This window comes from Rhodanobacter lycopersici (assembly GCF_040812335.1).
In the GTDB taxonomy this organism is placed as follows: Bacteria; Pseudomonadota; Gammaproteobacteria; order Xanthomonadales; family Rhodanobacteraceae; genus Rhodanobacter_A; species Rhodanobacter_A lycopersici.
Window position 1 is genome coordinate 150,778 of sequence record NZ_JBFOHK010000001.1, and the last position, 13,131, is coordinate 163,908.

At 63.5% G+C, this 13,131-nt stretch carries 12 protein-coding genes; all 12 read left to right on the forward strand.

Translation table 11 applies throughout. The features are described 5' to 3' along the window. Positions 1 to 89: 89 nt before the first annotated feature. On the forward strand, positions 90 to 1,412 hold the full coding sequence (trxA, locus tag ABQJ54_RS00730; RefSeq protein ID WP_367852365.1) for a thioredoxin: 1,323 nt from the start codon (positions 90 to 92) through the stop codon (positions 1,410 to 1,412). Beyond that, positions 1,358 to 4,171, forward strand: coding sequence for a M16 family metallopeptidase (locus ABQJ54_RS00735; RefSeq protein WP_437343318.1), 2,814 nt, complete (start codon positions 1,358 to 1,360; stop codon positions 4,169 to 4,171). The genes trxA and ABQJ54_RS00735 overlap by 55 nt, the downstream gene beginning before the upstream one ends. Before the next feature lie 84 nt (positions 4,172 to 4,255). Further along, positions 4,256 to 4,906, forward strand: a complete 651-nt coding sequence (gene pcp / locus ABQJ54_RS00740) for a pyroglutamyl-peptidase I (RefSeq protein WP_367852367.1) — start codon at positions 4,256 to 4,258, stop codon at positions 4,904 to 4,906. 107 nt (positions 4,907 to 5,013) lie between these two features. After that, positions 5,014 to 6,504, forward strand: a complete 1,491-nt coding sequence (locus ABQJ54_RS00745) for a leucyl aminopeptidase (protein WP_367852368.1) — start codon at positions 5,014 to 5,016, stop codon at positions 6,502 to 6,504. A gap of 54 nt (positions 6,505 to 6,558) precedes the next feature. Then, positions 6,559 to 7,530, forward strand: a complete 972-nt coding sequence (trxB, locus tag ABQJ54_RS00750) for a thioredoxin-disulfide reductase (RefSeq protein ID WP_367852369.1) — start codon at positions 6,559 to 6,561, stop codon at positions 7,528 to 7,530. 109 nt (positions 7,531 to 7,639) lie between these two features. Then, positions 7,640 to 8,545: a LysR family transcriptional regulator gene (locus tag ABQJ54_RS00755; protein WP_367852370.1), complete on the forward strand. Its 906-nt coding sequence runs from the start codon at positions 7,640 to 7,642 to the stop codon at positions 8,543 to 8,545. A 41-nt stretch (positions 8,546 to 8,586) separates the two neighbouring features. Then, positions 8,587 to 8,832, forward strand: a complete 246-nt coding sequence (locus tag ABQJ54_RS00760; RefSeq protein ID WP_367852371.1) for an EexN family lipoprotein — start codon at positions 8,587 to 8,589, stop codon at positions 8,830 to 8,832. Between the two features lie 220 nt (positions 8,833 to 9,052). Continuing rightward, the gene (locus ABQJ54_RS00765) at positions 9,053 to 11,053 is read left to right on the forward strand and encodes a conjugal transfer protein TraG (RefSeq protein ID WP_367852372.1); all 2,001 of its coding nucleotides are present in this window, start codon (positions 9,053 to 9,055) and stop codon (positions 11,051 to 11,053) included. Beyond that, positions 11,050 to 11,511, forward strand: a complete 462-nt coding sequence (locus ABQJ54_RS00770) for a CopG family transcriptional regulator (RefSeq protein WP_367852373.1) — start codon at positions 11,050 to 11,052, stop codon at positions 11,509 to 11,511. Before ABQJ54_RS00765 ends, ABQJ54_RS00770 begins: the two co-directional genes overlap by 4 nt. A 56-nt stretch (positions 11,512 to 11,567) precedes the next feature. Beyond that, the gene (gene trbB / locus ABQJ54_RS00775) at positions 11,568 to 12,518 is read left to right on the forward strand and encodes a P-type conjugative transfer ATPase TrbB (protein ID WP_437343319.1); all 951 of its coding nucleotides are present in this window, start codon (positions 11,568 to 11,570) and stop codon (positions 12,516 to 12,518) included. Then, positions 12,515 to 12,856: a TrbC/VirB2 family type IV secretion system protein gene (locus ABQJ54_RS00780; RefSeq protein WP_437343305.1), complete on the forward strand. Its 342-nt coding sequence runs from the start codon at positions 12,515 to 12,517 to the stop codon at positions 12,854 to 12,856. The genes trbB and ABQJ54_RS00780 overlap by 4 nt, the downstream gene beginning before the upstream one ends. Continuing rightward, positions 12,853 to 13,125: a VirB3 family type IV secretion system protein gene (locus ABQJ54_RS00785; RefSeq protein WP_367852375.1), complete on the forward strand. Its 273-nt coding sequence runs from the start codon at positions 12,853 to 12,855 to the stop codon at positions 13,123 to 13,125. The genes ABQJ54_RS00780 and ABQJ54_RS00785 overlap by 4 nt, the downstream gene beginning before the upstream one ends. Positions 13,126 to 13,131 lie beyond the last annotated feature (6 nt).

Consider the following 13,131-nt stretch of genomic DNA (forward strand, 5'->3'; position numbering starts at 1 on the left):
GAACCAGCTGATCCCACGCAACGAGAGCTTGTGCGTATCGAAGCTGCGACAAGGCTGGTACGCGTACGAAACGAACCGAGAGAGAGCCAATGAGCGAGCACGCTGTTGATGTCACAGAAGCCACCTTTGCTGACGAAATCGAGCAAGCCGAATTGCCTGTGTTCGTCGATTTCTGGGCACCCTGGTGCGGCCCCTGCAAGCAGCTTACGCCCCGGTTCGACGAGCTGGCGCAGATGTATCAGGGTCGCGTCAAGTTCGCCAAGATCGACATCGACGGGAACCAGGCGCTCGCCAAGCGCTTCGGGGTGCGTAGCGTGCCTGCGCTGCTGTTGCTGAAAGCGGGCGAAGTCGTCGCACAGACGCTTGGCGCGCAGAGCAGGTCAGCACTGGTCGACCTTCTCGACCAACATGTCACTGCGCAGACGAGCGGGAAGCCATTGGCCCCGGTGAAATCCTTGCGCGCATTTCACGGTGATGGCGAGCTCAAGCGGAAGGTGATCGATCAGGTGCGTAAGCACATTGAGGCCGGACAGATCCAGGTGCGAGGCCAATTCCCGCCGACGGCGCCCATCTGTGAGACGGAAAGGGAGCAATACACGTTGATTGGTGCGGCCTTACACGGCACCAGCATGGAGCAGTATGAAGCGGCTATCGGCATTCCCGCGAGCGCGGCCATTCTGGAGGATTTCATACACGTCTTCCCCATGCAGGTGTCGGCGGATCCGCTCGGCAGCCTGAGCTATACGCTTCGAGGGGCGATGCGTGACTATCCCCTGGAATGGTTTGAAGGCATCCCCCCCGGCGTCGATCTTAGGCACACGACCTCTTATTTTCTGCATTGGTTGTTGCTTGACCTGGTCGAGGGTTCCCCGTCATTGCCGTTCGGCGCGACGAGCTCGGACAGTATCAAGGCATCTGTACGCGATGTAGCCGTGCTACATGGGCGCATGGCCAAGGGAGATGTGCCATCGGCTGCGGAGTGGAAGGCGGCGCGCGAGGCGGCAGGCAAGGCACGCCCCAGTTACCAGGAAGACGCCGTTTCCTGGGGAGTGGCCACATGTGCCGAGGCGACGAGTTGGCCTTCGGATGAACTGCCTTTCGTTGCGAGAGAAGGTCTCAACACGCTTTTTTCCTCGCTACGTGAGATAGCCGTCAGGCATGGGTATTCCGCAGCAGCCTGGGCGGAGCGCGAGGCAATCGCGACGACATACCAGAAGAAGAAGGAGTCCGAGCCCGACGCTGGTAGGGAAGCGATTTTCGCCTGGGAAGAGACGAAGGCGTTCTTCGCAATGTTGAAGGACGCTCGACCCACCGACATCGCACAGTTGGAACTGCTTCAGCACACCTTGGGCAAACACTGGCACCAAGGGCTGATGCAGGCTCTTGCGAAGACACTGCAGCAGGGGGCATGACAGTGGACATACCCGTGATCGATTTCTCGAAGTTCCATCTCGATAACGGCCTCACCGTGATCGTGCACGAAGATCACAAGTCGCCAGTAGTGGCGGTATCGATGTGGTACCACGTCGGTTCGGCGAACGAGCCGCCCGGGAAGACCGGTTTCGCGCATCTGTTCGAGCACCTGATGTTCTCGGGTTCCGAACACCACAGGAGCTCGTACTTCAGGCCATTCGAGCTTATTGGCGCCACGGACCAGAACGGCACCACCTGGTTCGACCGGACCAACTACTTCGAGACGGTGCCGAGTACCGCCCTGGACGTGGCGCTATGGATGGAGTCCGATCGCATGGGCCATTTGCTCGACGCAATCGGTCAGCAGGAGCTCGATACGCAACGTGGGGTCGTACAGAACGAGAAGCGCCAGAACGAAAACCAGCCTTATGGCCGGAGCATGGAGAACATCCAGCTCCACGCGTTTCCGGCCAACCACCCCTATCAGCACACCACCATTGGTTCCATGGCTGATCTCGAGGCAGCCTCGCTCGACGATGTGAAGCAGTGGTTCCGTGACTACTACGGTGCGGCGAACACGGTTCTGGTGCTGGCCGGCGACATCACGCCAGCAATGGCCAGGGAAAAAGCCGAACGGTATTTTGGTCATATCTCGTCCGGACCCTCGGTGATACGCCCGGCGTCTTGGATCGCGCCGCGACAGGTATCCACCCGTGGCACGTTGGCCGACCATGTTCCCCAGGTACGGATGGTGAAGGAATGGAACGTACCGCCGATGGGTCACAAGGACGTTTTGCTGCTGGAACTGGCGGCGTGGGTGCTTGGCGGAGGCACAACCTCACGCATGTATCAGCGTCTTGTGTACCGCGACGGGTTGGCCGACAGCGTCAGCATTGGCGTGCAGTCGCTGGCCCTCGTCAGCATGTTCATGCTGGAAGTGGGTGTCAGGCAGGGTGTCGATCCTGCACTTGTCGAGGCGGCCATCGCGGAGGAGTGGTCGATTTTCCTCAAGGATGGTCCGACCGAGGACGAACTGGCTCGTGCCAAGGCAGTGCTGCACCTAAGCTTTGTCAGCCAGACGGAAAAGGTGGGTGGTTTCGGCGGCAAGGCCGCGATTCTCGCGCAGGGCGAGCTTTACCGCGGCGATCCGGCTGCCTATCGGATCGACCTTGCGCGTCGTGACGCGGCGACGACGGTATCGGTCCTCGCTGCAGCTAGACAATGGATTGCACAGGGCGACTATACGTTGACCGTGGTGCCGGCCATTGCCGATCAGGCGACGACCGACTCGACGGCGGACCAAGGTTTGCCGGCCGTTCCCGACAAACCTGCTGCCGTCATCGTACCGGTGCGTGAATTCGCGAGGGCTGAAAGCAAGGTCGACCGTAGTGCGGGTGTGCCTTCAGTCGAGAGGTTCCCGGAGCTGACCTTTCCAGCCGTTCAGCGTGGTCGTTTGAAGAACGGCATTGAGGTGGTGCTGGCTGAGCGCCATGCGATTCCGATGGTCCAGGTGCAATTGCAGTTCGATGCCGGATTCGCTGCAGACCGTAGGCACCAGCTCGGCCTCTCGAGGATGACTGGTTCCATGCTCGATCAGGGCACCCTGAGTCTGGATTCGGTGCAGATCGCCAAACAACAGCAGCGCCTGGGCGCGCAGCTCGGCGTTTCCATGGGACTGGACACCAGCAACGTCGGCGTCAATGCATTGAGCTCCAGCCTGGTTGGTGCGCTGGAGCTTTTGGCCGATATGGTTCGCCACCCGGCGTTCCGGGAAGCCGACTTCGAACGCCAGCGGGCACTAGCACTGGCAGCCATTCAGCGCGAGCGTAGCCAGCCTGGCAGTTTCGGCGGGCGTGTGTTGCCGCCGCTGCTGTACGGCAAGGATCACGCGTACGGGATACCTTTCTCGGGTATCGGCACGGGTGCCTCGGTCAATGCGCTAACTACCGATGACCTGCATGCTTTTCACCGTGTATGGATCCGGCCGGACAATGCGACCATCCTGGTAGTTGGCGATACTCGACTGGATGCGCTTCTGACTCTGCTCGACACGGTGTTCGGCGACTGGATTGCACCGGAAGTGCCGAGGCCCCACAAGAATCTTGCCTATGTGCAAGACCGCATTGCGCCACGCGTTCTTCTGGTGCATCGACCTGATGCCCTGCAATCGCACATTAGCGCCGTCAATGTCGCACCGCCGACTTCGTCGCCAGGGTACACGGCGATGCGACTGGCGAATACGACATTCGGAGGCACTTTCACTTCGCGCTTGAACATGAACCTGCGCGAAGATAAGCGTTGGTCCTACGGTGCACGAAGCAACCTAGGGGACGCCATCGGGCAGCGTCTTCTGACAGTTTCCGCTCCGGTACAAACGGACAAGACGGCAGAATCGATGCGCGAGATGCTGCGCGAGATGGAAGCGATCGCCAGCGATCGGCCGCCAACCCAGGATGAGATCGACAAGGTCAAGATGCAGGGCCTGCGCATGCTCCCGGGGAGCTACGAGTCAAGCGCAGCGGTGCTCCAGACCTTGTGCACCAACAAGCTATACGGGCGACCGGACGACTATGCCTTGGCTTTGAGCCAGCGTTTGGAGGGGCTCACCGTGGCGCAGGTGGCGGCAGCCGCAGGGGAACTGTTTTCATCCGAGGCTTTCACGTGGCTCATCGAGGGCGATCTGTCGAAGATCGAGACGCCGGTGCGTTCATTACGCCTTGGCGAGGTGAGCGTGCTCGATGTGGCGGAGGAGGGGTAACTGGAGCGGATGCCTGCCGCTGCCACGCTATGGCGTGGCGGGGATGAAAGCACAGCGGGCATCTAAACGAAGGCCTCCAATACGATGAAGACGATCCTGCTTACAGGCTTCGAACCTTTTGCGGGCGAGACCTTGAATGCCTCATGGGAAGTGGCGCGACGATTGCATGGCACGCTGGCGGAGGATGGTAGCCGTGTGATCGCGATGCAGTTGCCGTGTGTGTTCGAGCGCGCCTTGCGCGTACTCGAGGAACGGCTGGATTCGCTTCGGCCACAGACCGCGGTAGCGTTGGGCCAGGCGGGTGGCAGTCCCTGCGTCCGGCTGGAACGAGTGGCTATCAACCTGGACGATGCCTGCATGGTCGACAACGCGGGTCAGCAGCCGGTCGATGTTCCTGTCGTCCATGGCGGACCAACGGGCTACTTCAGCGGTCTGCCGATCAAGGCGATGGCGTCAGCCCTACGCAAGGTACACATTCCAGTTTCGGTTTCACACAGCGCCGGCACCTATGTCTGCAACCACGTTTTCTACGGATTGATGCATGAGGCGGGTCGCCGCGAGAGCTTGAAGCGCGCAGGGTTCATCCATCTCCCCTACTTGCCCGAGCAGGTCATGCGCTATCTCAAGGCTCCGGCGATGTCCCTGGAAACCCAGCTGTCGGCCATGCGTTTGGCCTTGCGGGTCGTTCAGACAATCCACAAGGACGAGATCTTTTCCGAAGGCACGCTGGATTGAGATGGATTCCCTTGTGCGGACCAGCATGCATTAGCGGCCTCAGCCAATTTCCCCAAGCCGGTTGGCGGTGGCCCCGGCTTTTTTTCAAACCACACGTGAAATACACCATGAGCCATCCCCTGAAGATCGAATTGCAACGCATGCCGTCGGATGAACTCCTCCTCCAGTATCAGTGCGACTGCCTGGTCGTGGGAGTCGGCGTTGGGGCGGATAGCCGGTGGGCGACGGTGCTTACGTTGATCGACCGGGTCAGCGGCGGGTTGCTTACACGACTTCGTGACGAGCGCGAACTACCCCGCAAGGCGGGACAGACATTGTTTCTGCATGCTGTGGGTGGTCTTTCCGCCCGGCGGCTCCTGCTGGTGGGCATTCAGGATGGCGAATCAAGCATCCCCGCCAAACTCCTGAAGGGGGCCCGCGCAGCGGCTGTTGCCATCGAGACCAGCCGGGCGAGGTCGATCGGATGGGCGTTGGGCGACTCGTCTGAGTTGCTGGCGTTATCGGTGCTGGCACTGCGAGATGCCCATTACCGATGCGACAGTTATCGGCAAGTGGAAGAAGAACCTTTGGAGCGTACCGTCTGCCTTTTTTCGGCAGCCGATGACGAATCGACCCGGGGTCGCGTGATGCAGGCCGTCGCCATGGCCAACGGGGTGGATCTCGCGCGGGACCTTGGCAACGCGCCCGCCAATGTTTGCACGCCTGCGTACCTTGGCAACGCAGCGGAAGCATTGGCGCGGGATCTGGCGCTTGAAGTCGAGGTTCTTGGTCACGACGAGATCAATGCACTGGGCATGGAGTCCTTTCTGGCGGTTTCCCGAGGCTCCGCGGAGCCCCCTCGATTGATTGTCATGAACTATCGGGGTGGCCGGGACGCGTCCGCACCCATAGCGTTGGTGGGGAAGGGGGTGACGTTCGACTCGGGGGGCATCTCCATCAAACCGTCGGAAGCCATGGACGAGATGAAGTACGACATGTGCGGTGCAGCCAGCGTATTCGGTGTCCTGCGCACATGCGCGGAGTTGAAGCTTCCGATCAATGTGGTCGGCGTCATCGTCGCTTGCGAAAACATGCCAAGCGGCGCTGCGCTCAAGCCGGGGGACGTGATTCGCAGCCTTTCGGGCAAGACCATCGAGGTGCTCAATACGGATGCCGAGGGTCGGCTGATCCTGTGCGATGCGCTTACCTACGTTCAGCAACGCTTTTCCCCTGCGATGACCATCGACATTGCGACATTGACCGGGGCTTGCGTGGTCGCCCTCGGGAAGGTCCACAGTGGCCTGTATGCCAACGATGATGTTCTGGCCAGCAGCCTGCTCGCGGCTGGATCGAAGGTGTGCGATACCGCTTGGAGAATGCCGCTGGACGATGATTATCAGGAGCAACTCAAGTCGTCTGTTGCCGATGTCGCCAACATTGGTGGTCGACCAGCAGGGAGCGTTACGGCGGCCTGCTTCCTTGCGCGGTTCGTCAAAGGCAAGTGGGCGCATTTCGATATTGCGGGTACTGCATGGAAGAGTGGTCCCCACAAAGGAGGTACGGGGCGACCGGTGTCTCTGCTCTCGCAATTCCTCATCGACGCCTCGGAAGCGTCGTGAGCTCCGGCATTGAACTTCTCACCTCCTAAAAGAGCAGCATAAGGTCGTCAAAGCATGGAAACAGGGAAGCACCGACGTCTTGTCATCCTCGGCTCCGGCCCCGCCGGCTACACCGCCGCGGTGTACGCCGCGCGCGCCAACCTCAAGCCGACCATGATCACCGGCCTGCAGCAGGGCGGGCAGCTGATGACCACCACCGGCGTGGACAACTGGCCGGGCGACGTGGAAGGCCTGCAGGGCCCGGCGCTGATGCAGCGCATGGCCGAGCACGCGGAGCGCTTCCACACCGAGATGATCTTCGACCACATCCACACGGTGGACCTCGCCAAGCGCCCGTTCCGCCTCACCGGCGACTCCGGCGAATACACCGCCGACGCGCTGATCATCGCCACCGGTGCCACCGCGAAGTACCTCGGCATCGCCAGCGAGGAGAAGTTCAAGGGCAAGGGCGTGTCCGCCTGCGCCACCTGCGACGGCTTCTTCTTCCGCGAGCAGGAGGTGGTGGTGATCGGCGGCGGCAACACCGCGGTGGAAGAGGCGCTGTACCTCTCCAACATCGCCAGCAAGGTCTACCTGGTGCATCGCCGCGACAAGCTGCGCGCCGAGAAGATCATGCAGGACAAGCTGTTCGAGAAGGCCGCCGCCGGCAAGATCGAACTGGTGTGGAACCACACCGTGGACGAGGTGCTGGGCGATGACTCCGGCGTCACCGGCGTGCGCGTGAAGGACGTCAACACCGGCGCCACCCGCGACATCGCCGCCACCGGCTTCTTCGTCGCGATCGGCCACACGCCCAACACCGGCATCTTCGCCGGCCAGTTGGAGATGCACGACGGCTACCTGAAGATCAAGAGCGGCCAGAGCGGCATGGCCACCATGACCTCGGTGCCCGGCGTGTTCGCCGCCGGCGACGTGGCCGACCATGTCTACCGCCAGGCGATCACCTCGGCCGGCTTCGGCTGCATGGCCGCGCTGGACGCCGAGCGCTGGCTGGAGCAGGCATCCGTCAAGCAGAGGGTTTCATGATCTGCACGCGCTTCGAGCTGGTTGTGCGTGGAAGCCTGTACACGTGCTTGTGGAGCTACGGGTTCGGAGTTTAACGGTGCGCCGGTGCAGCGCCCAAGGACGTTGAGGCATGGAATTCCGCCATCTACGTGCGTTTGTGGCCGTGGCTGAGGAGCTCCATTTCGCTCGGGCTGCGGAGCGGTTGCATATCGAGCAATCGCCGTTGTCGCGGGCGATCAAGGAGCTGGAGTCCGATCTGGGTGTGCAGTTGTTCGAGCGCACCACCCGCAGCACCCGGCTCACCTGGGCGGGCCAGGTCTTTCTGGAAGATGTGCGCCGTGTGCGCGCAGCGCTTGACCAAGCCAAGGTCAACGTAAAGGCGGCAGCCAATGGCTACCGAGGGGTGCTGCGCGTGGCTGTCTCCGACAGCATCGTGCCATCGCGGTTGGCGGCCTTGCTGGCGCAGTGTCGGGCCGAAGACCCCGAAGTGGAAATCCGTCTGTTCCAGACGCCTCTGGCACGGCAACTCAAAGGGCTGCGCACCGACCTGTACGACGTTGGGTTTGCGCAATCCGACGCGGTAGGGGAGGGGCTTGTGGCCGAACCCGTATGGCGCGACCCTCTGGCGGCGGCGGTGCCGGCACGGCACCCGTTGCTCGCATACAAGCGTATTCCGTTGGAGGAAATGCTGCGCTATCCGCTGGTGTTGTGCCATCCGGAGGCATGCGAGGGTTGCGCACGGCAGATCGAGCGGGTGTTGCGCAGACTGGACGCGGAACCGATCGTGGCTGATCGGGTGACCACGCACGACATGCTGCTGGCGTTGGTGGCCGCGGGCTATGGCATCGGTTTGACCAATGCGACCCACATCGAGGATTTCCGCCACCCCGAAGTCGTGGCCCGGCCATTGGCCGGTCGCGCGGTGATGTTGACGACGTATCTGCTGCGGCCCGACCGTGAGCCGTCCGAACCGCTGCGGCATTTCATTGAGCGGGTTATGCCCGGATTCGTGGGTTCGCAGGGTGACAAGGTTTGAGGAACCCTTTCTCGTCGAATGCCTGTTGCAGGAGGTGTCCTGTGAACAAGTCCAGTCTCTTGCTGGCGGCGTGCATGTTGGCAGCGTGTGGTAAAGCGACGCCCACCGATACGGTGGACTCGCTGGTGGCGCATCCCGACCGACTGCACCAAGTGGAACGGCAGTGTGCGAACGACGACACGACGATGAACGCTGCCGAATGCGACGCGGCGTCCGAAGCACGGCGCCGTCTTTTCATGGGTAACGGGCCGAAGTACACGCCTCCGAAAGAGCCGCCGAAGTTCTGATTTCTGGCAAGACGGCCTGTTTCGACCACGGGTAGCGAATTGCGCTGCGGCACGCCCCGACTGGCGGCGTCACCCGCGTTTCGGACGCTTCTTGAATTGTGGCATTTCTGGCCATTTCTACGGCTGAAACGGTCTTTGACCGGGGCTGGTGACGGCTTCAATTTTCCTGCTCATGCGGCACGTCCCCGCCGTATGAGGCAAGTGAGAATCGGAGGCCGGCATGAACGGAACCAGCGTGCTGTTCGGCCCGGTGCTGATGGTGTTCGGCATCGTGGTCGCGGGAGCCTGGGGTGCCACCCAATGGACCGCCGCACACCTGAACTACCAGCTGCGCCTCGGCTCGCCCTGGTTCGACTGCCTTGGTGTTCCCGTCTATCGCCCGTGGCAACTGTTCCAGTGGTGGTACTGGTACGACGCCTATGCCCCGCGCCTGTTTCTCGAGGGTGGGGCCATTGCCGCCGGGAGTGGCGTGGCTGCCGCGTTCGTTGCCATTGGCATGTCGGTCTGGCGTGCGCGACAGTCGCGGCTCGTCACCACCTACGGCTCGGCGCGCTGGGCGGCGACTCGTGACATCCGCAAGGCGGGGCTCGACAAGCCGGCCGGCGTCGTCCTTGGCCGCTACGACCGCCAGTACCTGCGCCACGATGGGCCGGAGCATGTCCTCGCGTTCGCGCCCACACGCTCGGGCAAGGGCGTGGGCCTGGTGGTTCCGACCCTGCTGACCTGGCCGGCCTCGGCCGTCGTCCACGACATCAAGGGCGAGAACTGGCGGATCACGGCCGGCTGGCGCACGCGCTTCTCGCACTGCCTGTTGTTCAATCCGACCGATCCGGCCTCGGCCGCGTACAACCCGCTGCTCGAAGTCCGGCGCGGCGCATACGAAGTGCGCGACGTGCAGAACATCGCCGACATCCTCGTCGATCCCGAAGGGGCACTGGAGCGGCGCAACCACTGGGAGAAGACGTCGCACGCGCTGCTGGTCGGCGCGATCCTGCACGTGCTCTATGCGGGCGAGGACAAGACGCTGCGAGGCGTCGCCAACTTCCTTTCCGATCCGGCGTGCCCGTTCGAGCTGACGTTGCACCGGATGATGACGACCAGGCACCTGGGCAATGCGCCGCATGCCGTCGTCGCGTCGGCCGCGCGCGAAGTGCTCAACAAGAGCGACAACGAGCGGTCGGGTGTGCTGTCCACCGCCATGTCGTTCCTTGGCCTCTACCGCGACCCCACGGTGGCCGAGGTCACGTCGCGTTGCGACTGGCGCATTGCCGACCTGATTTCCGCGGAGCATCCCGTCTCGCTGTATCTGGTGGTGCCGCCCTCTGACATCAGTCGCACCAAGCCGCTGATCCGGTTGATCCTCAATCAGATCGGACGACGCCTGACCGAATCGCTCGACGGCTCCGACGGCATCGTGCGGCGACACACGTTGCTGCTGATGCTCGACGAGTTTCCGGCGCTGGGCCGGCTGGATTTCTTCGAGTCGGCGCTGGCGTTCATGGCGGGCTACGGCATCCGCAGTTTCCTGATCGCGCAGTCGCTCAACCAGATCGACAAAGCCTACGGGCCGAACCATTCGATCCTCGACAACTGCCATGTGCGGGTGACGTTCGCCACCAACGACGAACGCACCGCCAAGCGTGTCTCCGAAACGCTCGGCACCGCGACCGAACTGCGCGCGCAGCGCAACTACGCCGGACATCGCCTTGCACCGTGGCTCGGGCACCTGATGGTGTCGCGCCAGGAAACGGCGCGTCCGCTGCTCACCCCCGGCGAGGTGATGCAGCTTCCGTCCGACGAGGCAGTGGTGATGGTCTCGGGCATGGCGCCGATCAAGGCCAGGAAGTTGCGTTACTACACCGATGCCAACTTCAGGCGGCGCGTGCTGCCGCCTCCGGTCTTGTCGGGCGGTCGCTATGCCGATGTACCGCCATTGCGCTCCGACGATTGGAGCGGCATGGCCATTCCCACCGTACCTCCGGCGCCCGTGCTCGCGCCCGTCGGCAGTCAAGGCGGGGCAGCCGATGACGGTGATCTGCGTCGCCAGCCCGAGCTGATCGAAGTGGCGATCGGTGTCCCTGAGTTTGATCCGCAGGCCAGCGACCTGGCCTTGCTCGATGACGACGACTTGCCGCTACCGCCGCCTGTGCAGCTCGATCGACGGCTGCAGCGCGGCGCACGGTTCGCGGCCCTCGACCCTGACGACGGGATCGCGCTATGAGCCAATACCGCCTCAACCTCTTCATTTCCACCGAGCACGCACGGCGGCTCGGTGAGTTGGCCGCCAAGAAAGGCGTGTCCAAGTCCTCCATCGTCGCCGCGGCACTCGCATCCTGGCTGTCGTCCGACGCCGGCGACCAGCGTGAGGTCGCCATCGCACGCCGACTGGACCGGCTCACCCGCCAGTACGAGCGCCTGGAGCGTGACCAGGCCATCCTGATCGAGACCGTCGCGCTATACGTGCGCTACTACCTCACGGTCACGACGCCGGTACCGGAGGCGCACCAGGACGCTGCGCGAGCCCAGGGCAAGGCACGCTTCACGCAGTTCGTCGAACAGCTCGGCCGGCATCTCCTGCGTGGCCATGGCTTGCTGCGCGACGTGGCAGAAGAGATCCAGCCCGATACGGCGCGGCGCGAGGCCGCGTCGGTGGAGTTGGCGGAGGGGAGCGCGCCATGACGGCACAGCCGCACGAACTGAGCCCGGCGGCGCGTGCGCTCGATCGGCGCGTGCGCATGCTGCGCACGGCGATGGGGCCGCTGATCGCCGCTGCGTTGGACGACCCGGACGTGGTGGAAGTGCTGCTGAACCCGGACGGTGCGCTGTGGATCGACCGACTCTCCACGGGGCGCGCGCCGATGGGCGCCTCGCTGTCGGCCGCTGACGGCGAGCGCATCATCCGGTTGGTCGCCGCGCACGTACGCGCTGAGGTCCATGCGGGCAAGCCGTTGCTGTCGGCGGAGTTGCCCGAGACCGGCGAACGCTTCGAGGGCGTGTTGCCGCCGGCGGTGCCCGGCCCTGCTTTCGCGTTGCGCAAGCGCGCGGTCGGGGTCATCGGCCTGGATCGCTATATCGCGGACGGCATCCTGGGCGCGGAACACGCCGTGTTCCTGCGCCAGGCCATAGGCGAGCGCCAGAACATCCTGATCGCTGGCGGCACCAGCAGCGGCAAGACCACGCTCGCCAATGCCTTGCTCGCGGAGATCGCCGCTACGGGTGATCGCGTGCTGGTGCTCGAAGACACGGTGGAGCTGCAATGCGCCGCGCGCGACCACGTGCCCCTGCGCACGCTCCCTGGCGTCGTGTCGATGACCGAACTGGTGCGCGCCACGATGCGGCTGCGCCCCGACCGCGTGATCGTCGGCGAGGTGCGTGGCGGTGAAGCGCTCGACCTGGTCAAGGTCTGGGGCACCGGCCATCCCGGCGGCATCGCCACGGTCCATGCCGGCTCGGCGCACGGCGCGTTGCTGCGTGTGGAGCAACTGATCCTCGAGGTTGCCGTGACCCCGCCTCGGGCGCTGATCGCCGAGGCGATCAACGTCGTCGTCTTCATCGCCGGACGTGGCCGCGCCCGGCGCATCCGGGACATCGCCCGTGTCGTCGGTTTCGACACGCGCGGCTACCGGCTCGATCCCGTGGCCGGTGCGTCGTCTTCCCCGTCCGCCACCCCTGGAGAACCGTCATGACACGAATCCGTCTTTACGACGATCCGTTTTTCCGTAGCGCCTGGCTGTGGTTGTTCCTACCGCTGATGTGTCTGGCGGCGACGGTCGCGCACGCGGCGGGCTCCAACATGCCGTGGGAAGCGCCGCTGCAATCGATCCTCGAATCCATCCAGGGACCGGTCGCCAAGATCATTGCGGTCATCATCATCATCGTGACGGGCCTCACGCTCGCCTTTGGCGACACCAGTGGCGGCTTCCGGCGTCTTATTCAGATCGTTTTCGGCCTGTCGATCGCCTTCGCGGCATCTTCGTTTTTCCTGTCGTTCTTCAGCTTCTCCGGCGGCGCGGTGGTGGCATGAACGAGCCAGCCACCATCACCCTCGGTTTCGAGGTGCCGCTGCATCGGTCGCTGACCGAGCCGATCCTGATGGGCGGCGCGCCGCGTACCGTGGCGATTGCCAACGGCACGCTCGCCGCTGCCCTGGGGCTGGGTTTGCAGCTGTGGATTCCCGGCATCGCCCTGTGGCTGATCGGTCACTCGCTGGCCGTGTGGGGCGCGAAAGTCGACCCGCAGTTCATGCAGGTCTTCGCGCGGCACCTGAAGCACAAGTCGCTGCTGGACGTGTGAGGTCGA